Source organism: Staphylococcus sp. HMSC057A08 (assembly GCF_001812925.1).
Taxonomy (GTDB): Bacteria; Bacillota; Bacilli; order Staphylococcales; family Staphylococcaceae; genus Staphylococcus; species Staphylococcus hominis.
In genome coordinates this window covers 1-24,307 of sequence record NZ_KV810857.1, presented here as the reverse complement: position 1 = coordinate 24,307, position 24,307 = coordinate 1, and the positions used below count along the sequence as shown (strand labels likewise).

Genomic DNA, 24,307 nt, shown 5'->3' with positions numbered 1-24,307 from the left:
CCCTTATCAATAATGTTAACCCTCCTCCTTCTCCTTATTATTTCGTTTGGATTTTATATTTATTCTAAAATTCCTAAAACGACTCATTTGAGCAAAATAGAAACGATGACTGTAAAACCTCATTACTCTCTTTCTTTTCAAGGCGTTCAGCAAGCTAAACAAAGTTATACACTTTATTATGAGCCCTCATTAGGCATTAGTTCAGATATTCTAGTAAAAAATAATGAGGTTATATCTAAAGATACACCCATATTTAAATATTATAATCCGCACATCGAAAAACATATTCTTGCAAAAAAGAAACTTTTATCTTCAATACAACACTCAAATAAAATATCCTCCGATAACTTCAACCAACAAGTTCAATTATCTAATGATATACTCAATTTACAACAACAACTTCAAACACGCATTTATGCTCCTATTAAAGGTCGAGTCACTGTACTTCAGCCTTTCCCTTCAAAATCTCATACTGAAATTATGCAAATTAATAGTGATGAACGAATCATTCATGCTAAAATCAAGGAATCTCAACTTAAACAACTTAAAAATAATCAACTTGTTCAAGTTTCTATTAAAAACACTAGGCAATTTGAAGGGAAAATTTTATCTATTTCTTCTATTCCTTATAAAACTGAGACCTCTTCCTCTTTTTATTATGTAGATATTTCTACAGATCCTTCCTACCCTATTGGATACCATTTTGATCTTCACTTAGGAACAACAGAATATGAATTACCCGATAAAGTCATTTACAATAAAAATTATGTTCTAGTTATACATAATAAAAAAATTATAAAAAGAAATATTAAATATATTAAAAGTAAAAAAAGTGGGTATATTATGGTATCCAATGGATTAAATATTGGAGATAAAATTATTACGCATCCTTCTGCATCTTTGTTAGAAAGCACCGAATAATCTTTTGTTTTAGTATATTAAACTTTAATTTTATAATATGGGGCATCATAATAATTGTTCTTAATTAAATCTTTTATAAAATTTGCTTATTTTTATAAACAAAGTATTAATTAATCAAAACATTGTTTTATTAAGTACATTTTCGTTTACTTTCTAATTTTATTTAGTTATAATTAACTAAATAACATAGAATTAAATTAATTTATTTAATCTAAATTATTAATAGCTTTTTTAAACTAATAGATGACGTTATATATAGATAAATTTAACGGATGCATAAAAAATAGAGAGAATATTAGTTGGGGAGGTCTTAAAATGGCTATTTCAAAAATCAATGACTGCTTTGAATTATTAGCAATGATTACTTATGCAGATAAATTAAAAAGCATTATTAAAAAAGAATTTTCGATCAGCTTTGAAGAATTTGCTGTTTTAACTTATATTAGTCAAAGTAAAGAAGAAGAATATTATTTAAAAGATATTATTAATCACTTAAACTACAAGCAACCTCAAGTAGTAAAAGCAGTGAAAAATTTATCTCAAGAAGATTACTTCGATAAAAAACGTAATGAGCATGATGAAAGAACAGTATTGATTCTTGTAAATGCAACGCAACGTACAAAAATTGATGAGCTACTTAATAGAGTTAACAAACGAATTGAAGAAGCTAACAAAGAAACAGAATTATAATAGTAAACCATAAAGAGACTAGAACTTAAAAAACCTAGAATAATAGCCCGTAGATAACATTTGTCTACGGGCCTCTTTTATATCCATAATTCATATTATATGATGTTGTTTTCTGTAAAATAACTTCATTCTAATATTTATAAACACTGTTTAATCATTCTTTATATCTAGAACACCGCTCTTTAGATTGTTCTGTTTTCTTAGATATTCGATTATAGATAATTTTGACTCTATGCTTACAATTTTATATCAATAGATTTGTAGTATTAGATACATCATTTTTTTCTACAAAATTTAAATATAATGTTAAAAATTTCTCTTCTTCTTCTATATGAGGTGCATGCCCTGATTCATTAAATAAAACATAATTTATATTTTTAAATTGATTTTCAAACTGTTGATTCTCTTTATTGATAATAATTGGGTCATAACGTCCATCTACTATCATAGTTGGAACATTGATCTCATGTGTGACTGTATTTGATTGATTCTCTGTATCTAATAAGGCTCTTGATGCTACTGCACTATCTTCATCGTCTTGTTTACTATATAAGCGTTGACGTTGAAACCACTTCATTGCAACATCATTTTTCTTATAAATATATGGAAATAATATAAGTAACGCTTCAGATTTATTAAACCCCGCTACTTTATCTTGGTGCTCAATCATTAACTTTGTAAAACCATGAACAATATCTTCAGATTTAGAAGATATAATTGTTAAAGATCGCACTTTATCTTTATATTTTTCGGTAAAAGCTTGTGCAATCATTCCACCCATATCATGCCCTAATAAATGTGCGCTTTTAATACCTAATTGCCGCATTAACATAGTTAAATCTTTAATGTGATCATTTAAGTTATAACTCATAGGATGTGTAGATTTTCCATGACCTCTCACATCGTAAACAATGACTCTATAGTGTTTTTTCAACTCTTTTTTTAATGAGTAAAACCCAGCTAAATTACCATCTAAACCATGAATTAAAATAACGGGAATGCCTGTACCTACATCTTGATAAGCTATCTTTATTTGATTAAACGTTTCAATTTTTTTCATATCGGCACCTCCCTTAGTATTTACTATACCCACTAAAACATATTTAACGCTATAAACATGTATACAATTAATTATTTTTTTATTTAAAAATTTTTATATAATTTAAATAAAAAACTCAACCCTATTCATCATGGTTGAGTTAAAATCATATATTTTATTAAATACTTCTTCTAGATGATAATCGTATAGTATATGTAACAATTAATACGACGATAATAATCCAAATGATAAGTGAAACAGTTTGAGCGACATTTGAATTTACAATAACAGCATCAATCGTCTTTTGAGAGAATAATAAACCTACTGCTGTATATTCTAATCTTTTAAAAATAACCCCGCATAAACTCATTATAAGTCCCATAAAAAAAATAAATTGATGACTATACATAGTAATAGGAACAATGCCTATAGTGAGATTAAATGCACGCATAATAATAAGAATTAAGGCAATAATTGCAATCATATAGCCTATGATTATCTCTGTGCGATTACTATATAAATATTTTTTCCGAGCAATTTGTATATGAATAAAAATAGTAATCGGGAAAATAACAATACAATAAAACAAAGATAATATGGTTGCAGCTTGGAATGGAACGTATTGCTTATCATATAAATATGAAATTAAAATAAAATTGATAATAAAAAATATAATAGGATTCAATTGTAAACCAAATAAATTCCGTTGAATAATTAAGATAATTTGAGCCGTTGCTTTTCCCCTAAAATCAAGATAATCTTGCTTTTTTTCTTCGGATTTTTTAAAGTCGTTACTTATATTTTCTTTAATGTCATCGATAAGTTTAGGGGGCATGCCTTTATGAGTAAAATAATCATTCACATTTTCAAGTAATAATTTATCGTTTGATCGCATATGTTGCTCCTTTATCGAATGCAAGTTTTAAAATACATTCAATTCATTCATTTCAACATTTTATCATAGATTTCAATTGATTTCTTTTCGTAAAAAAGAAGTAGGATAACGAATTCCAGATGGAATTCGTTATCCTACTTCTGTATATTTCATTATCTTTTAAATGAAATCGATGATACGTAACTTTAACTAACTACTTCATTACATTATTTATTAATGTCAATACGATATAGTTTTAATACTTTGTCTTTAGGTGAGCTTGAACCAAATTGATAGCTTGTTTTACCGTTTTGAATATAAGCAAAATTGCCGCTTACACTATTATATTGAACGCGTTTAATGGCTTTTTTACCTACACTTTGTGCTACTTTTTGATAAGTTGGACCATTGGCTTGATTATAAGTCATTGATACTCTAGTTACATAACCAGTATTTTTTTTACCGATTGCAGTAACAACTAATACACCTTTGTTTGTATGGAATTCATAGTATTTTTCTTGATTATTTGGATTATATGAATAAATAGGTGTGCCATAGTGATTAATAACATTTTTAATTGATTCACCTATAGTCACATTTTCTAATGTTTTTTGACCTTGAGTTAATTGTTGTACAGTCTGAATCGAATTACCACTAGCTGCTTCAGCATGATTATAGCCTACTCCTGTCATTACTAGTCCAGAAACTAATAGGGCTGTTGCTAACTTTTTCATAAGCACTCGCTCCTTTTTCTTTTATGCTTAATTACAGTATACCCTATTTATGACCAAAATAACAGAAACATTACAAAAACATTACAAAATATTTCATTTTTATAATGCATTAATATTGGTAAACAATACTATTTAGTGTTGAGGCATATGTTTTTTTATAAAAGGTGTCACATCATGGATAAACTTCTCTTGTTCTTCTTCAAAAGGATACATGCTTGACTTCGAATACACTTCGAAATATACATTTCCTATTAAATCTGCTACTTCTTTAGATTCAAGAGATGTTATTCTTTCTCCATAAGCACTTGCAACTATAAATGTGGGTTTAGTGATGTACTCAAATACTTTTGCAATTCCTCTTTGTTTAAATACTTCATCTACTGCTTCTGTCTCTTCTTTAGTAGAAATTGAATTAGTATCTTCGACATTTTTTAAGAACTTATTCACTTTACGATGTTTATAATAGCGATGTTTATCTAAAAACTTCTCTTGTTTATCTTCATTCCAGTTACGGATTTTATGTGCGTATTTTCTAAACAATCGTTCTTCTGGTAACTCTCCTTCAATAGATGTCGGATTGATCATTGTTAACGAAGATACATACTCTGGATATTGCTTTGATAAATGCGCAATAATTGTAGCACCCATTTCATGGCCAATAAAAGCCGCTTGATCTATGTAGAGATAATCTAATAATAAAATAATATCATCTGCAAATTCATTGAATTTAATATGTCGTGGTTTATCTGAATATCCATGACCACGTAAATCCAATAATACGACTTGAAATGTTTTTGAAAGTTCATGAGCTAAATTTTGAAAAATTGAAGCATTTTCAAACGCAGTATGTACAAGCACTACTGGGTATCCTTGTCCCATAGTATTGTAATTTAATGTAAATCCACCTTTTCTTGTAAATAATTCCATTTAATTATCTCCTTTTTTTTGTTTATTTACGGATAAAATCGTTAAGAGCTCTTCTATTGTTGTAATGATATAATCTACTTCTTCTTCTAAAGGTTCTAATTCAGCATTTTCTTGTTTATACCAAACACTTACCATTCCCATAGCACGTGCAGGAGCAACATCATTTAAGGCATCATCTCCAACATACATAATTTCTTCTGGTAAGACGCCAAGTTGATCAATCATATCTTCAAAAATACGTGGGTGAGGTTTGCGGTAACCTACTGTTTCAGAAGTTGATAAATAATTAATCACATGTTCTATTCCTAATGAATAAATCCGAAATTGTTTGATCTTTGATTTCCCGTTTGCAATTACACCTAGTAAATAATCATGCTCTGACAACTTTTCAAGTGTGTATAATGTGTCGTAGTATGGAAATACATATCGATAGAAATGCATTTCGAAATCATGAAATAAATCTTTCCATTTCAATCTATCGATGTGAAATTGTTTTATTATCTCTTTATATACATAAGGTTTATCGTTATCTTCATCATCATCTAATTCTATAAATTTATGTTTAAAGTCAGCAAGTTGTACATGTACAAAATAATCATGAAAACGTTCATATTGTTCTTCTATAAATTTATCTCGAGACTTAGTTCTATCCAATAATGTGCCTTCTAAATCGAACACAACTGCTTTGATTTGGCTTAAGTCCATTTTTATTTACCTCTTATCAATATAATTATTCTTATTTTAATAATTTTTGTTCACTTCACTAACGTGTTGTATTAGATTGAGTGACTAAAATATAAAATAATATGGGTATCCCAACAAGTGATAAAATAATACTTGCTGGAATTTGCACTGGATTGATAACCATCTTCCCTATAACATCAGCGAATAGCATCGTTAATGCACCTATCAATATGTTTAATGTCATTTGTATAGCAAGACTATATTGAAAATAATATCGTCTAATTAATTGAGGTACAATGATGCCAATAAAACCTATCACACCTATAAACGCTACTGCTATAGCTGTCATAATAGATGTTAACAAAAGTACAATAAATGTTATCCATTGCACATTTAACCCTAGAGACTTACTTTTAGCTTCTCCTAATTGCAAGAGCTTAATTGGTGTAACTAAACTATATATCACAATAATGATTGGCAAAGAAACCATTGTAATATAAACGAGCTCATTCATTTCGGCATTCGCAAATCCTCCAAAATAATAGGCTAACATACGATTCGTACGTTCTGGTTTAATGAGTGTAAGTATATATATTAATGCATTAAAAAAAGCGCCTACCATAAGTCCAGATATGATGAGTACTCTAATTGGAAAATTTCTAGACAATACGATTGTCATTATAACAACAAGTAAAAGTGTCGTGATACTAAAAATGATAGAAAAAATTGGAATAAATAGAAAAGATACGCCTAAAAATATAGCTAAACTTGATCCAAAAGTCGCTCCACTCGCTAAACCAAGTGTAAAGCTATCTGCTAAAGGATTATTTAATACCGTTTGAAATAATTGACCCGTCAACGTTAATATAGCTCCTACCATAAGCGCCTCAAATGTTCTAGGAACTCTAACTTTAAAAAAAATCATTTGATTAAATGCTTGATGTAATGACCCTAAATCCCAAAAAAGACTTATAGCTATGATGACACATAAGCAAAATGTCCAAACTGAAAATGTTAAATATAGATGTCGTTTCATTTCCACTCACATTTCAATTATTATTTATTTCCTATATTACAATGAATATATCCTTACTACTAATTAAAATAAGATTACAAAATGATTCTTTCTCTGTTTTACTCAATTTACAAGACTCTATGTTGTATAAAAAGCCTACAACATTATCAATATCGTTGTAGGCTTTTGAAAAGTCTCTCATCTTAGCGTTTTAACGTTTATAAATTGCATCACGTAATTCTTTCATCCCCTCATCTATACGAGGTCCTGGTCGTGAAATTTCGTCACCATTGACTGTTTCCACACGTTCATTTTTTACTGCGTTGACTTCAGAGAAACCATCACGTTCTTTAATCACTTCATAATATTCTTCTTTTGAAATACCTTCAGTTGAAATTAAAATATCAGGATTTTTTCTAATAATACTTTCTTTATCTACTGCTTTCCATCCACTAACATTTGAAAATACATTTTTTGTATCTAGTTTTTCTATCATATCATTGAAAAAGGTTTCTTTTCCTGCTGTATATATTTCAGGTTTTGAAGACACTTCTATAAAAACGCTCTGTTTTTTATGATGTGCTGGAATGGATTCAATTACTTTTTGAACATTATCTTTTGTTTCTTTGACTAACTGTTTCGCCTCTTTTTCATGATGCGTCACTTTACCTACTTGCTCAAATGAATCGTAGACTTGATTTAAAGACTGAGCGTCTTTAACATATACTACCTTCACACCACTATCAGCTAAACTATCAAGTGTTTTTTTAGCAGATGATTTTTGAGATTCATGAGCTAAAATCAAATCAGGTTTAGCTTTTAAAAGTGCTTCTTTATTTAAGTTCATTGCATCAAATTGTTGCTTGCCTTTTTTCACGTTTTTTGGATAATCATCAACTGTTGATACACCTATAATATTTTTTCCAAGACCAAGTCTATATAATATTTCAGTATTACTTGGAATCAAAGATATAATACGATGATATGTATGAGTATTATCATTGTGATCCATTGTTTCTTGCTCAGTTGAGTGCGTAGAATGATGTCCTTTTTCACTCGATTGGTTTTGTCCACACGCTGCTAAAACTAATACTAATGTAAATAAAATAATCCACAGCTTCTTATTGTTCATTTATAAACCATACCTTCCTTTCACAATTTTGTTTATTTCATATATTTATCATACCAAATTATTTATATCATTAATTTAATTCTATAAATTTTTATTGTGTAATTTTATATTATTGGTTAAACTTAATGATTTAATTCTATTTCAAAATAAAAAAAGAAGGAAACAGATTTCAAAATACATTCTGTATCCTTCCTTTTTTCATATTATACAGCAGCTATTTTAGGATTTGGACCATACTTATTTGTCCCCTCATCACTATCTTTTATTGTAAATGCAAAAGTGATCACAAGAATAATAAGTAAGACTAAAGACATCGCTGCCACCATAATTCCTGATTCAAGCGCAATCATTCCGTTGAAAAAACCATCAATTGAAATACCGTATGTTCTATCTACAATACTTGAAATTTTTCTAATTAATGTAAATATTAAAATAATAAGAGGCAGAACCAATGTGTGCCCTGTATCATGTAAACGACGCACCGTCATCGTAAACGTTCCTATAAAAATAATGATATCAATGATTTCATACACAATATCAAAAAATGTATGCCCTCCATTTAACCCCAAAGTAATGATATTAAAAAGTAAACTAATGATCACTAAAATAATACAATTAGCTAAAATAGCAAACCAATAATGACGTCTTCTAGTTCGACTTTTTACATTAAAATAATTTTGCCAAAATAATTTGAATGCTTCTATCATGTTTAAGCTCCTTCTATTCATCAGATATATTATACATATATCATTACATATTATAGAACTTAAAAACATCTTTTATTAAATATCATTTCGAATCGCATCAGCAATATACTGATTTAAATTATCATGTCGTTTGTTATTAATTGTTTTAGCAAATCGCTCATCATTTTCATAAATCGAGGCAATATATTCTAAAAATTGTTCATCTACGTTAGGTACTTGTGTTTGAAGAATATCTTTTAGTTCAGAAATAGCTTGTTTAACCTGTATATGATTTGTTTTATAGTTTGCAATGAATAATTCATTCATTTTATCAAAGAATGAATGTAACCTCTCCATTGTTCTCTTATTATTTTGTTGTTTTTCTGTAGAATTCAATTGTTTTTGATTCTCTTTAAAAGCTTGATAATAAGGAGTATGACTATATTTCATTTCAGCTTCTTTCTCATATTGATTTTGTATATTATCATTATTCCATTTACTCATATTAATCTCCTCTTTTCTATGATTAACGAGATGATGATTAAGAAAATGAATCATTTTGTTTAATTGATCTCTTTGTGCAACAATACACTGATAATTATTTTCTAATATTATATTTTTCTCTTCTATACTGTTACTAAAATAAAGTTGAATATCTGCTAATGATACATTAAGCTCCCTTAGAAATTGAATGGTCTGTAATTTAGAGATATCCTTAGAAGAATAATAGCGATAACCATTAGATGCAATATAAGTTGGCACAAGCAACTCAATTTCATGGTAATAATGAAGTGTGCGTTTAGTTACTTCGGTAATATGACTTACGTCACTGGGTGTAAAATATACCTGATTTTCCATTCTGACATCCTACCTTTTTCTTAATCTATTTGATTCACTTCTCTTTTCATCTCTCTATAAAAGAGACTAAGCTATGACGTCACGTTAAGGTCAATCCATATTTGTAAAATATGGATCTAAGAAATGATATCTTTGTTCAATGGAGCCATTAAAATAATTTTTCCCAAAATTATCTAGTAAAGCATGAAATTCATTTGCATCTTGATTTGTAAAGTTTGAAGGTAATTCAACATGTCTTTTTAATTTATCGTAATTCTCAGTATTAGCATAACCGAGTTTTCTATATAACCGACGTGTATAATGATCAGGAATAAATTCAACCCTCTCAAAAATGTAGACTAGCAATACATCTGCTGTTTCACTTCCAATACCATGTAGTTTAAGTAATTCATTTCTTAAATGTTCTCCATATACTTCATTAATTTTGCAATAATCAAACTGATATTGATTTAACCAGTTGAATAATGTAGAAATTGCTTTTGCTTTATTGTTATAGAAACCACTAGAGCGGATTAATATTTTTAGTTCTTCTATCGGCAGATCTAATATGTTTTGAGGTTCAAAATGGGTTGCTTCTTTCAGCCGTCTAAGAGAAAGTGCAGCATTATTCCAGTTTGTATTTTGAACTAATATAGCACCTAATATAATCTCTTCACGTGTATCTGCTGGCCACCATCCTTGAGGACCCATATGTTTTAATAATGCTTTGTAAAGTTGTTCTGTAGTCATCATTGACATCTTTTTACCTTTCTATAAAAAATAAACACCTTCACAAATAAATATTCGTAAAGGTGCTTTTAATTTAAAAGTATTTATATTACATTGATTCTGGTGCTGATACACCCACTAATGCTAATGCATTATGTAATGTAATTTTAACAGCTTCAATAAGAGCAACATGTGCTTTTGTTTTTTCAATATCATCAGATAATACCTTTTCAGCATTATAGAATTTATGGAATGCTGAAGCTAGGTCTTGAATATAATTAGTTAATCGATGTGGTGCACGACTTTCAGCAGCACTCTCAATTGTAGGCTCAAACTCTGCTACTTTCTTCAATAAATCAATCGCTTTTTCATTTGTAATGGTACTAAAATCAGCGTTTTTGTCTATTTCAATCCCTTTTTCTTTAGCTTGTTTTAAAATTGAACAAATACGTGCATGTGCATATTGTGCATAATAAATTGGATTATCTTGAGATTGCTCTTTTGCAAGTTCCAAATCAAAATCAAAGTGCGAATCAGGACTACGCATTGTTAAGAAATAGCGCGCCGCATCAATGCCTACTTCATCCATAATTTCACGTAACGTAATTGCATTACCTGTACGTTTACTCATTTTAACTTCTTCGCCATTTTGCATTAAACGAACCATTTGCATAATTTGAATTTCTAAACGATCGCTATCTACACCAAATGTTTCTAAACTTGCTTTTAAACGATTAATATAACCATGATGATCTGCACCCATTAAATCAATTAAAATATCATTGCCACGATTAATTTTATTGTAGTGATACGCTGTATCAGGTGTAAAGTACGTATAGTTACCATCTTTTTTGATTAGTACTCTATCTTTATCATCCTTAAAGTCTGACGTACGTAACCAAGTGGCACCATCTGCTTCATACGTATAGCCTAACTCATGCATTTTTTCTAATGTATTATCAATCGCACCATTTTCGTATAGTGATGTTTCACTAAACCAATTATCAAAATGAACATTGAAATCTGATAAATCTTTTTTCAATTTATCCATTTCATAATCAACACCCAGTTGTCTAAATGTTTTTAAGCGTTCTTCATCAGAGTAATCTTTCATTTCCGGATGTTTTTTGGCTAAGTCTTTACCAATTTCGACAATGTCTTTACCATTATAGCCATCTGCTGGCATTTCATGGCTTGTATCCCCTAATGCCTCAAAGAAACGTGTTTCAATTGAACGTGCTAAATTTGTAATTTGATTACCAGCATCATTAATATAATATTCACGTGTTACATCGTAACCAGCTGCAATTAAAATATTTGCTAGTGAATCACCTACAGCAGCATTTCGAGCATGTCCAATATGTAAGTCACCAGTTGGATTTGCTGATACATATTCTAATAATATTTTTTTGTTTTTTGGTTCTTCCGCATAACCAAATTTATCACCTTTTTGAATTGCTTCTGAGATGACAGCTGTTAAATATTGATTATCTAAATAAAAATTGATAAATCCCGGGCCAGCGATATCTACTTGTTTTACATTTGCTTTACTTGTATCTAAATTGTCTACAATAGCTTGAGCAATATCGCGTGGATTACGTTTAGCAATTTTAGTTAAGACCATTGCAATATTAGTAGAATAGTCTCCATTTTTAGTATCTTTAGGGATTTCAACTTTAATTTCAGGAATATCTTCTGCTAGATTTGCTTTTTTAATACTTGCTTCAATTTCTTGTATTAAAGTTTTCTTTACTTTTTCAATAATATTCATTCGCCTATCTCCTTATACTTAAGTTCATATTGATATGAGCCCATTTTTTCGTCATTTTGATGTAATTCGTATTGTATTTTTAATTTCCCACCATTTTCATTTACAAAATGTAAAATACTCTTAGTTCTTACTATTAATGGAATGCGTCCTGCTGGTATAGTATAAAGTGTTGTAGTGTCCTTACCTTCAACGAAGTGTAAGTTCATATTGATATCACCTCTACGTATCAACTTCACGCTATTGTCTTCAATTTTAATTGTTACATTAACAACTGCACTTTCAATTTGTTCTTGATATCGAATATAATCGGCATGTTTTTGTTGCCATGATCCTTGAGAAGAAAATTCAAATGTTTGTTTTTCTCCATTTTGTTTTAAGACTTGTTTCGTTTGAATGTGTATATTCTTATCCAACGTCTGACTCACCTTAATCTTTAAAATATTACACCACATTATAGCATAAATCCTATAGTGCTTGAAGTTAACAAAATTCTATCAACATTAGTTAAATAGTTATCATAACAACGTCAGTAAAACAAAAGCCATTTTGCGTTTATTGTCTCATTTAAGTCCTTTCCCCAACTTACGTTACCCGTTGACTTTCTCTTTGAAAGTCTTTGTGTTGGGGCCCTGCTACAATTAAAAAATCTTGATATCCTGTGTTTTTAATTTAATTATCTACTTCTATGTAATGAAAAAGAGTCTAAGACGCTTATGTTTTAAGTCTCAGACTCTATTTTTCCAAGCTATTATGTTTTGAATGTCACCATTAGTATCATGGTATTACTTTTTTCTTTCTAATATGTCTGCTTTTGATTCAAGTTCAACAATATCATAATGATACTTTTCTAAAAGTGTTCTATATTTATAGAAGAAAATGATGCCGAAACCGATTGATGATACAAATAATAAGATATTTTTCATTTGTTGTCCTCTTTACTCCATAAATTAGATATAATCTTTTAAATAATTATATCATTAAATAACATTTCTTAATAACTAAATTAGATTAACTGTACCTTATTTCCCAGAAATAAATACTTTTGCTTCACTATCTTCTCCGCATCTATGAAATAAAACCTTTATATATTTTTTATTAATATATTAGAATTTAATTACCATTCGACCTGTAATAGTTCCTTTTTCCATTTCTTCAAAAATATCATTTATTTCTTCTAATTCACGTGTTTGAACTTTAGGTATAACCTTACCTTCAGCAGCAAATTGAAATGCTTCTTTTAAGTCTTGTCGTGTTCCCACTAAAGAACCTACCACTTCGATACCATCGAGAACTAAACGAGGAATTTCTAAATCCATTTTTTCAACAGGTAAACCAACCGCTACAACACGCGCGCCAGCTTTAACAACATCTACTGCTTGATTAAATGGCGTTTTAGCTACAGCTGTAATTACTGTTGCATCAAGTCCTTTTTCATCAGTTAATTTATTAACTTCTTCAACAGCATCTTGATTTTTTGTGTTAACAACTGCATCTGCACCTAGTTCTTTCGCAAAATTTAATTTATCGTCACTAATATCAAAAGCAACCACTTTAGCGTTGAATACATTTTTCGCATATTGTAATGCTAAGTTACCTAAACCACCAATACCGAATATCCCAATCCATTGACCTGGTTGAATTTGACTTACTTTAACTGCTTTATATGTGGTTACGCCTGCACATGTAATTGAAGACGCTGCTGCTGGATCTAAAGTTTCAGGTACTTTAACTGCATAGTCTGCTGTAACAATTACTTGTTCCGCCATCGCACCATCAACTGTATAACCTGCATTTTTCACATTACGACATAAAGTTTCACGGCCTGTTGTGCAATATTCACAATGACCACAGCTTTCAAATAACCAAGCAATAGAAACGCGATCACCTACTTTTAAAGATGTCACATCATCTGCTATTTTGATTACACGTCCAATACCCTCATGTCCTAAAGTTCGACCTGTTACATCTCCGAAATCTGCATTTTTAATGTGTAAATCTGTGTGACATACACCACAATACTCTGTTTGAACTAAAGCCTCACCTGGTTCTAAGTTACGTAATTCTTTGTTTTCCACATTTACTTTATGATTATGCGTTACTACTGCTGCTTTCATGGCAAATCACTCCTTATTCAATATAATTACAACCTAACTTCATTATATGTAAATGCTTACAAAAATGGAAATATTTTACTTTTTTATGATTAATTATTTAATTACTTATATTTCTATTAATTTCCTTTAATTAAAAAACGAGCATTAAATATGCTATACTTTTAATTGTAATAAACATATAATTTACTATTTATCATCATGACTTATTGGAGGGGAAAACTGTGAAAACACATGTTTTATATGGGAAATCCGAAGTTGAAGTCGAAGTGCCGGATGATAGTACAGTCATAGAACCACAAAATATCGAGGCCCTTGAAGATTATACTTCAGCAATTCAAAATGTCTTAAGACATCCTACTGGCTCAAAGCCATTAAAAGAATTAGTAAATAAGGATGATATTGTTTCAATAGTCATAAGCGATATTACACGTCCAACACCTAACCATATACTGGTCCCCCTACTCATTGAAGAATTAAATCACGTTCCTCGTGAAAATTTCGTCATTATTAATGGCACAGGAACACATCGTGATCAAACACGTGATGAATTAATTCAAATGTTAGGAGAAGATATCGTTGATTCTGTTAAAATCGTTCAGAATCACTGCAATGAAAAAGAAAATCTTACTAAAGTTGGACACAGTAAATATGGTTGCGATGCTTACTTAAATAAAGACTATGTAGCATCTGATTTTAAAATTGTTACTGGCTTTATCGAACCTCACTTCTTTGCAGGTTTTTCTGGTGGACCTAAAGGAATCATGCCTGGCATCGCTGGTCTTGAAACCATTCAAACATTTCATAATGCAAAAATGATTGGTGATCCAAGATCGACTTGGGGAAACCTAGAAGATAATCCTGTTCAAGATATGGCACGTGAAGTTAATAAAATGTGTAAACCAAACTTTATGTTAAATGTCGCTTTAAATAAAGATAAACAAATCACTGCAGCTTTTGGTGGTGATGTATTTGAAGCTCATAAAGAAGGGTGTGCATATGTTAAAGAACATGCCATGTTTAAATGTGATGATCGCTTTGATGTTGTCATTGCTTCAAATTCTGGTTATCCACTCGATCAAAATTTATATCAAACCGTTAAAGGTATGAGTGCGGCAAGTAAAGTTGTTAAAAAAGATGGGAATATTATTATGGTTTCAGAATGTGCAGATGGTTTTCCAGACCATGGTAAATTTGCTGAAATTTTCAAAATGGCTGATACACCGCAAGGTATCTTAGATTTAATTCATGATCCAAACTTTTCAGAGGTTGACCAATGGCAAGTACAAAAACAGGCAAGCATTCAAACCTTCGCAAATGTGTATGTTTACTCAGAACTTACTGACCAACAATTAAAAGATTCAATGTTAAATCCTACTTCAAATATTGAAAAAACAATTGCTGATTTAGAAGAACAGTATGGTCGTAAATTGAGTATTGGTGTAATGCCACAAGGACCCTTGACAATTCCTTATGTAGAAGATGAAGACTAATTGAAAGGATTGATAAATATGACTGAATTATTAAATAAAGAAAATACTTTAGATACATTATTAAAAGAAATGGAAAGTGTTGTTATTGCATTTTCTGGTGGCGTAGATAGTAGTTTAGTATTAAAAAAAGCCATCAATGTATTAGGTAAAGAAAATGTTAAACCCGTCGTTGTAAAATCAGAACTTTTCAGAAATGAAGAATTTAATAAAGCTATTGAATTGGGGCATGAACTAGGTATTGACGTTGTAGAAACTGAAATGGCGGAATTACAAGATGAAAATATTGTTAGAAATACACCTGAAAGTTGGTACTATAGTAAACGATTAATGTATAGCAAATTAACAGACATTAAAGAGACACTTGGTTTCAACTATGTATTAGATGGTATGATTATGGATGATTTAGAAGATTTCCGTCCTGGTTTAAAAGCAAGAGATGAATTCAAGGTACGTAGTGTACTTCAAGAAGCTAAATTATATAAAACTGAAGTTCGTGAACTTAGTAAAAAATATGATTTACCTGTTTGGAATAAACCAGCATTGTGTAGCTTAGCTTCTCGAATCCCTTATGGCGAAGCATTAAGTTTCACTAAAGTAAATAAAGTAAACGAAGCTGAAAAACATATCTTAAACTTAGGTGTCAACAATGTTCGTGTACGTTATCACCAAAATATTGCACGTATTGAAGTTTCAGAAGAAGATTTAGCTACAGTAATTAAAAATAAAGATAATATTACGTTACGTTTAAAAGAATTAGGTTTTGATTATGTAACTGTAGACTTAGAAGGTTACCGCACAGGTAGTATGAACGAAGTCATTGATACAAAAAATACTAAATTAGTATAAGGACGTACACTTATGAGTAATAATCAACATTTTATTGAAAATCTGCTCGAAGGTGTAAAATCAAACCAAATATCAATTGATGAAGCTAAAGCCCAACTTAGTCATTACGACGAATTGGGCTTTGCTAAAATTGATTTACATAGAGCAAAGCGTCAAGGTTTTCCAGAAGTTATCTTTGGACAAGGTAAAACAAAAGAACAAATTGATACTATTATAACTAGTTTATCTCGTCATCACCATGTAATTCTTGTTACACGAATTAATGAAGAAAAAGCAAATTATGTATTAGAAAAACATCCGCATTTAGAATATCATCCTGAAGCTCGCATTGTTTGTACTCCGATTGCATCGGTTCAAAAATCAAAACATTATATTTCTGTGCTCTGTGCCGGAACTTCAGACTTACCGGTTTCTGAAGAAGCAGCTATTACTGCGGAACTTATGGGCATTAATGTGAAACGTTACTATGATGTTGGTGTTTCGGGGATACATCGTTTGTTTGAACATATTCATGAAATTCGACAAGGTAAAGTAAGTATAGTCATTGCTGGAATGGAAGGTGCACTTGCAAGCGTGGTAGGCGGACTCGTAGACCATCCCGTTTACGCTGTTCCTACCAGTGTAGGTTATGGCGCTAACTTTAATGGTGTCACTACTCTTTTATCTATGGTAAATAGCTGTGCACCAGGTACCAGTGTCTTAAATATTGATAATGGATTTGGCGCAGGGTACAATGCCGCAATGATTATGAATATGTTAGAAAAAAATGAGGATGAGAGAAATATATGAGTAATGCATTATACTTAGATTGTCATGCAGGTATTGCTGGAGACATGCTCCTATCTGCGTTGGTAGACTTAGGTGCTTCACCAAACGACATAGAACATGAACTTAAAAAATTACCTATTGATAATTTTAAGTTAAATTTTAAAAAAGAAATGAAACAAGGTATTCATGCAATGACTTTATCCATTGATTTTCATGAGTCACATCACCATCGAACAGCATCTGATATATTTAAAATGATTGATGAAAGTGATTTAGATGACAGAGTAAAAATGAGAAGTAAGTCTATTTTTGAAATGATTGGTCATGCAGAGGCAAAAATTCATGGCATGTCTATTAAAGACGTTCATTTTCATGAAGTCGGTGCCATGGATTCTATCATTGACATCGTTGGAGGGTGTATCGCTTTAGAATTACTTAATATCGATCATTTGTACTGTTCACCCATTCCTACTGGAAATGGGAAAATTAAAATAGCTCATGGTATATATCCAGTACCGGCACCTGCCACAGCAGAAATTTTAAAAGGTATACCATTAACAAACTTTGACGTTCACAGCGAACTGACTACACCGACAGGTGCAGCAATTGCTAAAAGTTTAGTGACAGAATTCGGCCCTTTTCCAGCTGCTACAATACATCATATCGGATACGGCGCAGGGACTAAAAATTTTGATTTTCCAAATGTAATTAGAGCGATTCAATTTACAAATAATGAGACAAGTTATGATCAAGTACAAGTGTTAGAATGTCAAATGGATGATATGACACCAGAAACGTTAGGCCATTTTATGGATACTGCATTACAAAACGATGTATTAGACATATACTATTCTCCTATTATTATGAAAAAGAATCGACCAGCTACTCAGTTAACTATTATTTGTAAAGTTGAAGATAAATTACGTATTGAAGAGTTGATATTAAAACATACCTCATCACTTGGCGTACGTAGTTATAAAGTGAATCGTCGAATTTTAGATAGAACATTTCGTGATATTCAAACGCCATATGGAAATGTTTCAATTAAACTTTCTTTAAAAAATGGAAAAATTTTTAAAATAAAACCTGAATATGAAGATTTAAGAGTTATTAGTAAACAAACTGAACAATCTTTTCAACAGATTTATCATAATGTAATGAAATCAGTTTATCATTTTTATAATGTTGGAGATACATTAGAAAAATAAAACTCGAGATACTCAGTCATTTAATATGCACTACTGAGTGTCTCGAGTTTTTTCTAATCAAATGCCTTGAATAACGCTTCGTTTGAGTTATTCCACATCGTTTCATTATGGGATATTAAAAAATCTTTTAATATCTTTTTATTTTCTTCACCAATTTGATCAATAATAACTTGATGTTTCATAGACTTATCCATCATATTGACATGTTCTGGCATACTCTTATAACCTCGACGAATACTTTTATTTACAAGTAAATAACATGCAGTGACGCCCGCGTAATAAGGACCATTTTCACCACGTTCAGTAGTCACCCAACATAACCAATATTCCTTAGCTTCTGGACCTTCCACTGATTCTTTATCAGTAATCCACTTTACGCCTTTTTCTACTTCCGCACGTGCATGCATACCGCCGATATCAAGAAATGCTTCTTTATTTGCAACATCGATAAATACAGGTGCAATATTATCTAAACTAATTGCTCCTATATTTGTACCTTTATGACCATCTAGAGGATCATTTTTTATAATATTAAATTTAAACCCTTTATTTTCTGCCACGATGATTCCTCCAATACTTCTTTACCTTTTCACACTTGCTATTAAATCATAGCGTATATTATCAACAAATATTTAATTTAATTCATTCAATAAATTAATAATTGAACCTTTCACTTCTGGATCTTTAATATTAAGAATCATTTCTTTAGGATAGTATAGTTTATAGTCTTCTCGATTAATCCCAGTAATACTTGAAATGACTAACGATTGGCTACTAATTTCTTTAATACTACCATTTCGTCTTAACAAATGGATAGGTTGTCGATTAGAACCAGGTCGATCATAATCATATGGTAAATCCGAAAAAGCTTCACTAACAAAATAATATTCCGGATCAATGCCACCTTCAATAAATAAATCCTGTAATTCAGTAATTGTAATAATCGAACCATCAAATGGAATATACTTAAAGAGATCACGATTAATAAATCGACGCGCTAAATCACTTAAGATCTCATCTTCTTCATGTATCCATTTCTTCAAATAAAATAATACAGTTACTTCATCTAATTCTACATACTGATCAATTGTAATTGTGCCTTCAAAAAATGGAATAAATTCTTTTGGATACATTTTAAATTGATAATCTTCTTTATAAAGCTGTTTGACTCGCTTAAGACAATTATTTAATAGTACTTCTCCACCACGACTTACGGGATGAAAATAGATTTGCCAATACATTTGGTAACGACTCATAATAAAATTTTCTACAGCATGCATACCACTTTCTTTAATAAGTACTTCATCTTTTGATGGTCTCATTAATCGAAGTATACGCTCCATATCAAATGTACCATATGATACACCTGTGAAATAAGCATCACGTTGCAAATAGTCCATACGATCAGCATCAATTTGAGATGAAATCATGGAAATGACTAATTTATTTTTATGCGTTTTATTAATAACATCGGCTACTTCCTGAGGAAAGGTCTCAGACACTCTACTTAATACTTCGTTAACCTCAGTGTTTCCAGTAATAATTTCTTGGGTAAACGCTTCGTGATCCGTATTAAATATCTTCTCAAAACTATGTGAAAACGGCCCATGACCCAAATCATGTAATAAAGCTGCACATAAAGCAAGGGGGCGATCTTTATTATTCCATGCTTCACGCCCAACAAATGATTCATCAATCATACGTCTTACAATTTCATAGACTCCTAAAGAGTGTCCAAAACGACTGTGTTCTGCAGTATGAAAGGCAAGGTATAATGTACCTAATTGCTTAATACGACGCAAGCGCTGAAATTCTTTAGTTTTAATTAAATCCCATATTAGTTGATCTTTAACATGAACATACTTATGAATTGGATCTTTAAATACTTTTTCTTCAGCTAATTTTTTAGTTACATAAGATGATTGTGTCAAGTTCATCCTCCTCTTTCATACTTGCTTTCATCAGTAGTAATATGAATTTAAGTTGATTAATTCTTATAATACTTTCTTCATTAATGCTAAATCTAATTGTTCACCATACATTTCTGGTTGATATGAACGAACTATTTCAAAACCATGATGTTGATAATAATGAATAGCTTCTTTGTTCTTATTATCAACTTCTAAAAAGACCGTATCATATTCATTTTCAAATTCATGTAATCCTTCTTCAAGTAAACTTGTTCCATAACCTTTATGTTGTACACCTGGGTGAACATAATGTGCGGCTAAGTATAATTCTTTACCATAGATAAAGTTAGCAAATCCTACAATTTCATTATTTTCTTCAACAACTAAAAAAAGTTGATCTTCTAATCGCTTTTTTAAATGGTGTTCATTATACGAAGCTGCTAATAATTCATTAATTGTTGATACTGCATAAATATTTAAATACGTATTATACCAAGCTTTTGTAGCTACATCTCTTATTGCTATAACGTCATTAGTTGTCGCTTTTCTAACTGTATACATGCTTCATTCTCCTGACATTTTATTGTAATTTAATAACAAAATTATATCATAGTATATTAATAAACGCTTTCACTCAACTTTAAGATGCATCTTATTAAGACAGTACTGCATTCCATTCCTGTGCTCTTTCTAGAGCATATACATCTTTCATAACATCTCCAGGTCTTTCTGCTGTACCAATAATATAACCATTTAGGTTTGCTCCGAGAAAATCTAAACTATATTCTAACTGTTTAATGCAAGGTTTCGCTTTTACTTTCGGACAATCTCCCCCAACTAAGATTAATCTAAAATCAATGTTAGACATTTTAGTTTTAAAATCCTGATATTTAGGATCGATTAATGATTCTGACCAATGATCGATAAATGCTTTTACAGATGCTGACACACTATACCAATACACAGGTGATGCAAAAATAACTGTATCACTTTCAAGCACTTGGTCAATAATCAATTGATAATCATCTATGTATGACTCAATTTGCTTTGATTCATGTCTATAATCTCTTACAGGTTTAAAATGATATTGTGTTAAATCAATCCAATTATATTGTTTTCCTTCTAGAGCATATTGTGTTAATTGAGCAGTATTTCCTTGTGGACGACTTCCACCAAATAATACAGTAATCATGTATCTTACCTCTTTTTTAATTTATATTATTAATGTGTTTTTTCTATTTACTTATTATGTACCCCATCTTTTTACTTTTATTTATAATAAAAACTCCTACACCTATATAAACGGTGTAGGAGCCATTATTACTTTTATTTAACGTACTTTATTCAACTGGGAATAAATCATCTATTTTCTTAATTTCTTCTTCAGTCAGTTCAATATTTGCTGCTTCAATGTTTTCTACAACTTGATCAGCACGTTTCGCACCAGGAATAACAACATCAAGTGATGGACGTGTTAAGTAGAATGCTAATACAATATTAGCAATACTTGTATTATGAGTTTCAGCAATACTTGATAATTCTTTTACTCGACGTACGTTATCATTGAACACTTCTGGTTGGAAATCACGACGAGTTGCACGATGATCATCGAAAGTTTGATTTTCTTCATACTTACCAGCTAAAATGCCAGAAGCTAATGGGAAATATGGTACAAAAGTAATATCATTTTCAGCTGCGTATTTCATTACTTCTTCATTTTCACGATGTAGTAAATTATATTCTAATTGAACAACATCCACATATCCGTCTTTATTCGCCTCTTTAAGTTGATCTAACGTAAAGTTTGAAACACCTATTGCTTTAATTTTTCCTTCTTTTTTAAGTTCTTGTAATGCTGCCACAGCTTCATCTTTTGGTGTATACTCATCAGGAAAATGAATGTAATACAAGTCAATATAATCCACTTGCAAGCGTTCTAAGCTCTCTTCAACTTGTTGTTTTAAATAATCAGGTTGGTTATTTTGAACAACATCGCCATTATCTTTAATAACATGTGATCCTTTAGTTGCAATTTGAACTTTTTCACGAGGATATTCCTTTACAACTTCTCCTACAAGTTCTTCTGAGCGTTTAGGTCCATAAATAAACGCAGTATCAATTAAAGTAATACCATTATCAATAGCTTTTCTAACGACATCTTTTCCTTGCTCTTCATCTAAATTGGGATATAAATTATGTCCTCCGACTGCATTTGCACCTAATGCAACTGGAAATACATGAACATCAGATTTTCCTAATTGTACAAATTCTGCCATGATATTCACCACTCCTTAAAAATGTAGTTTCTATTTATAGTTTACCCGATTAGTAATGATAAATTCATTCAGTAGTGTTTAAAACATTAAATTTGACATATGTTTTATTTTATATTTAAATGTAACTAATAAAGTTACATTTAGGAGGTGCATCATTTGAATTTAGAATTTAACATTGCCGTTCACGTACTTAGTTTTTTAGTAAAGCACGACAACCAACAATTCAGTAGTCAATCTTTAGCAAAATTAACTTGCCTCAATCCAGTTCAATTACGTAGAGTGACTACTGTTTTAAATCAATACCAGTTTATTAATACTTCCCGTGGTAAAAATGGTGGATATAGTGCAAATCATTCAACTGCTAGCATTAAACTATCAGTACTATATCGTATATTTGTGCTTGAAAAAGATAGCCAACAGCGTATTTTCACAGGTCATGAGCAGAGCGATTGTGAAATATCAAGAAACATAGCAAAGACCATGTCACACTATAATCAAAAGGAACATCGTGTTATTTTAAATTTTTATGATACCCTCACAATTAATGATGTAATTAATGATACACTTCAGGAGGATACAACATATGACACATTATAATTTAATCGTTATTGGTTTTGGTAAAGCCGGAAAAACACTTGCCAAATATGCATCATCACAAGGACAACAGGTTGCTTTAATTGAACAGTTTACAGAAAGCTATGGCGGTACATGCATAAATGTATAGTGTGTGTACTTCCATATATTTATGTATAAAAAAAGACCGCACCTGTTAAGGTACGGTTTGAACGATTTACTCATTTAAAACACAAATAATAAAACTAAAATTATCATAAACTGGGTATCTTTATTATAACATAAAAAGCTACCCAGTGACATGTTAGGTAGCTTAAAAAGATACGGTCAGCTTCTCACTGCTAAACGCAAGTAAGTCCTCCGTATAAACCGGGATGGTTACCGGGAATTAAGATGAGCTTTTGGCTCTTTGTGAATACATCACAATAACCTACCCCATTTTGGGACACAGTGCTTGTCACTCGTCAGCGACGACATATGAATGCTCAGTTAATGTGATGTAGGCACTTTATGCAGTCTGTGCCAGTAATGACTGAGTCGTTTCAAGAACAACCATTTCATGTACTTATTATAACATAAAAAAATAGGGACAAGCACGAAACTTGTCCCCGGTGAATAAAATAAAAATCGGTTTTTTTACTATAACATATTAATACACTTCTGTAATTCTTAGACGTTCATGCCATATCCAACCATTGTTATTTCTAGAATAAACACGACACCAACCATTTTTAATTTCAAAGATATAGAATTGATCATATCCTGCTCTATAAGTGTTGTTTGTCACGTACCACTCTTTACCTTTGAATTTGACTAATGACGCACCATAATAATCGACACGCGCTCTAAATTTAGCTTTAGATGATTTCTTCATATTTAAAGGTGGAATACTATTTACTTTTAAACCAGTTGTATCTTCAATGATGTTACGTTGTGCTACTGATTGTTTATCAGCTTTCTTCGCTAATGTTTTGCCACCTGCTGTTTTATAGATATCTTTAACAATAAGGCGTTCATACCATACATAACCGTTATTGCTTGGACTGTATACTCTAGCCCAACCATCACGAATTTCATATACAT

The 24,307-nt window shown here is 30.7% G+C and carries 26 protein-coding genes and 2 pseudogenes; 8 read left to right on the top strand and 20 right to left on the bottom strand.

Annotated elements, in window-relative coordinates; all coding sequences use genetic code 11:
* Positions 1-105: 105 nt before the first annotated feature.
* Together HMPREF2881_RS07340 and sarA are read left to right on the top strand one after the other, a co-directional pair.
* A complete protein-coding gene (locus HMPREF2881_RS07340; protein WP_227944874.1) occupies positions 106-921 on the top strand; it encodes an efflux RND transporter periplasmic adaptor subunit in 816 nt (271 codons plus the stop codon).
* A 315-nt stretch (positions 922-1,236) separates the two neighbouring features.
* Entirely contained in the window at positions 1,237-1,611 is a 375-nt protein-coding gene (gene sarA / locus HMPREF2881_RS07335; RefSeq protein WP_002448898.1) for a global transcriptional regulator SarA, read from the top strand.
* Between the two features lie 244 nt (positions 1,612-1,855).
* Here sarA and HMPREF2881_RS07330 read toward each other — a convergent pair whose 3' ends face one another.
* From HMPREF2881_RS07330 to adhP, 14 genes are all read right to left on the bottom strand, one after another.
* Positions 1,856-2,671, bottom strand: a complete 816-nt coding sequence (locus HMPREF2881_RS07330; RefSeq protein WP_002448923.1) for an alpha/beta fold hydrolase — start codon at positions 2,669-2,671, stop codon at positions 1,856-1,858.
* A 157-nt stretch (positions 2,672-2,828) separates the two neighbouring features.
* Positions 2,829-3,545 (bottom strand): hypothetical protein, encoded by a 717-nt coding sequence (locus HMPREF2881_RS07325; protein ID WP_002448876.1) that lies wholly within the window; start codon positions 3,543-3,545, stop codon positions 2,829-2,831.
* A gap of 206 nt (positions 3,546-3,751) precedes the next feature.
* Positions 3,752-4,258, bottom strand: coding sequence for an SA0570 family protein (locus HMPREF2881_RS07320; protein WP_002448912.1), 507 nt, complete (start codon positions 4,256-4,258; stop codon positions 3,752-3,754).
* A 132-nt stretch (positions 4,259-4,390) separates the two neighbouring features.
* Complete coding sequence (locus HMPREF2881_RS07315; RefSeq protein ID WP_002488592.1) at positions 4,391-5,185, bottom strand: alpha/beta fold hydrolase; 795 nt, start codon at positions 5,183-5,185, stop codon at positions 4,391-4,393.
* Entirely contained in the window at positions 5,186-5,890 is a 705-nt protein-coding gene (locus tag HMPREF2881_RS07310; RefSeq protein ID WP_049334986.1) for an HAD family hydrolase, read from the bottom strand.
* 58 nt (positions 5,891-5,948) lie between these two features.
* On the bottom strand, positions 5,949-6,905 hold the full coding sequence (locus HMPREF2881_RS07305; RefSeq protein ID WP_002488559.1) for a FecCD family ABC transporter permease: 957 nt from the start codon (positions 6,903-6,905) through the stop codon (positions 5,949-5,951).
* 190 nt (positions 6,906-7,095) lie between these two features.
* Positions 7,096-8,016 carry an ABC transporter substrate-binding protein gene (locus HMPREF2881_RS07300; RefSeq protein WP_002455682.1) on the bottom strand — a complete coding sequence of 307 codons (921 nt, stop codon included), beginning with the start codon at positions 8,014-8,016 and terminating at the stop codon, positions 7,096-7,098.
* Positions 8,017-8,219: 203 nt separating this feature from the next.
* Entirely contained in the window at positions 8,220-8,723 is a 504-nt protein-coding gene (locus HMPREF2881_RS07295; RefSeq protein ID WP_002448905.1) for a DUF805 domain-containing protein, read from the bottom strand.
* A 75-nt stretch (positions 8,724-8,798) separates the two neighbouring features.
* Positions 8,799-9,560 (bottom strand): MerR family transcriptional regulator, encoded by a 762-nt coding sequence (locus tag HMPREF2881_RS07290; protein WP_002448891.1) that lies wholly within the window; start codon positions 9,558-9,560, stop codon positions 8,799-8,801.
* A 90-nt stretch (positions 9,561-9,650) separates the two neighbouring features.
* Positions 9,651-10,298, bottom strand: coding sequence for an endonuclease III domain-containing protein (locus HMPREF2881_RS07285; protein ID WP_002448894.1), 648 nt, complete (start codon positions 10,296-10,298; stop codon positions 9,651-9,653).
* 79 nt (positions 10,299-10,377) lie between these two features.
* Complete coding sequence (gene argS, locus HMPREF2881_RS07280) at positions 10,378-12,039, bottom strand: arginine--tRNA ligase (RefSeq protein WP_002448884.1); 1,662 nt, start codon at positions 12,037-12,039, stop codon at positions 10,378-10,380.
* On the bottom strand, positions 12,036-12,452 hold the full coding sequence (locus tag HMPREF2881_RS07275; RefSeq protein ID WP_002488582.1) for a YwiB family protein: 417 nt from the start codon (positions 12,450-12,452) through the stop codon (positions 12,036-12,038). The genes argS and HMPREF2881_RS07275 overlap by 4 nt, the downstream gene beginning before the upstream one ends.
* A gap of 369 nt (positions 12,453-12,821) precedes the next feature.
* Positions 12,822-12,962 carry a hypothetical protein gene (locus tag HMPREF2881_RS11835; protein ID WP_002448878.1) on the bottom strand — a complete coding sequence of 47 codons (141 nt, stop codon included), beginning with the start codon at positions 12,960-12,962 and terminating at the stop codon, positions 12,822-12,824.
* 180 nt (positions 12,963-13,142) lie between these two features.
* Positions 13,143-14,153 carry an alcohol dehydrogenase AdhP gene (gene adhP / locus HMPREF2881_RS07270; protein ID WP_002488591.1) on the bottom strand — a complete coding sequence of 337 codons (1,011 nt, stop codon included), beginning with the start codon at positions 14,151-14,153 and terminating at the stop codon, positions 13,143-13,145.
* Between the two features lie 221 nt (positions 14,154-14,374).
* Here adhP and larA point away from each other — a divergent pair, with 221 nt between their 5' ends.
* From larA to larC, 4 genes are read left to right on the top strand one after another with little or no spacing between them, the layout of a single operon-like run.
* Positions 14,375-15,643 (top strand): nickel-dependent lactate racemase, encoded by a 1,269-nt coding sequence (gene larA, locus HMPREF2881_RS07265; protein ID WP_002488564.1) that lies wholly within the window; start codon positions 14,375-14,377, stop codon positions 15,641-15,643.
* Between the two features lie 18 nt (positions 15,644-15,661).
* Positions 15,662-16,489, top strand: a complete 828-nt coding sequence (gene larE / locus HMPREF2881_RS07260) for an ATP-dependent sacrificial sulfur transferase LarE (RefSeq protein WP_002488593.1) — start codon at positions 15,662-15,664, stop codon at positions 16,487-16,489.
* A gap of 12 nt (positions 16,490-16,501) precedes the next feature.
* The gene (gene larB / locus HMPREF2881_RS07255; protein WP_002488579.1) at positions 16,502-17,278 is read left to right on the top strand and encodes a nickel pincer cofactor biosynthesis protein LarB; all 777 of its coding nucleotides are present in this window, start codon (positions 16,502-16,504) and stop codon (positions 17,276-17,278) included.
* Positions 17,275-18,465, top strand: a complete 1,191-nt coding sequence (larC, locus tag HMPREF2881_RS07250; RefSeq protein WP_002488565.1) for a nickel pincer cofactor biosynthesis protein LarC — start codon at positions 17,275-17,277, stop codon at positions 18,463-18,465. Before larB ends, larC begins: the two co-directional genes overlap by 4 nt.
* 53 nt (positions 18,466-18,518) lie before the next feature.
* On the opposite strand, the gene HMPREF2881_RS07245 is transcribed toward larC, so the two are convergent.
* The 5 genes from HMPREF2881_RS07245 to HMPREF2881_RS07225 form a co-directional block, all read right to left on the bottom strand.
* Positions 18,519-19,025, bottom strand: a complete 507-nt coding sequence (locus tag HMPREF2881_RS07245; protein ID WP_002488571.1) for a YwhD family protein — start codon at positions 19,023-19,025, stop codon at positions 18,519-18,521.
* Between the two features lie 72 nt (positions 19,026-19,097).
* The gene (locus HMPREF2881_RS07240) at positions 19,098-20,402 is read right to left on the bottom strand and encodes an HD domain-containing protein (RefSeq protein WP_170999975.1); all 1,305 of its coding nucleotides are present in this window, start codon (positions 20,400-20,402) and stop codon (positions 19,098-19,100) included.
* A gap of 57 nt (positions 20,403-20,459) precedes the next feature.
* Complete coding sequence (locus HMPREF2881_RS07235) at positions 20,460-20,936, bottom strand: GNAT family N-acetyltransferase (RefSeq protein ID WP_002488589.1); 477 nt, start codon at positions 20,934-20,936, stop codon at positions 20,460-20,462.
* Between the two features lie 94 nt (positions 20,937-21,030).
* Positions 21,031-21,567, bottom strand: coding sequence for a flavodoxin family protein (locus HMPREF2881_RS07230; RefSeq protein WP_002488563.1), 537 nt, complete (start codon positions 21,565-21,567; stop codon positions 21,031-21,033).
* A 148-nt stretch (positions 21,568-21,715) separates the two neighbouring features.
* Entirely contained in the window at positions 21,716-22,651 is a 936-nt protein-coding gene (locus HMPREF2881_RS07225) for an aldo/keto reductase (protein ID WP_002488560.1), read from the bottom strand.
* A 156-nt stretch (positions 22,652-22,807) separates the two neighbouring features.
* On the opposite strand from HMPREF2881_RS07225, the gene hypR reads away from it, so the two are divergent.
* Together hypR and HMPREF2881_RS11500 are read left to right on the top strand one after the other, a co-directional pair.
* Positions 22,808-23,248 carry a redox-sensitive transcriptional regulator HypR gene (gene hypR / locus HMPREF2881_RS07220; RefSeq protein ID WP_002488600.1) on the top strand — a complete coding sequence of 147 codons (441 nt, stop codon included), beginning with the start codon at positions 22,808-22,810 and terminating at the stop codon, positions 23,246-23,248.
* Positions 23,235-23,372, top strand: a pseudogene (locus tag HMPREF2881_RS11500) (dihydrolipoamide dehydrogenase); the annotation flags it as partial. The gene hypR and the pseudogene HMPREF2881_RS11500, both read left to right, overlap by 14 nt.
* Positions 23,373-23,873: 501 nt before the next feature.
* On the opposite strand, the pseudogene HMPREF2881_RS11830 reads toward HMPREF2881_RS11500, so the two are convergent.
* Positions 23,874-24,307 (bottom strand): annotated as a pseudogene (locus HMPREF2881_RS11830) (N-acetylmuramoyl-L-alanine amidase); the annotation flags it as partial.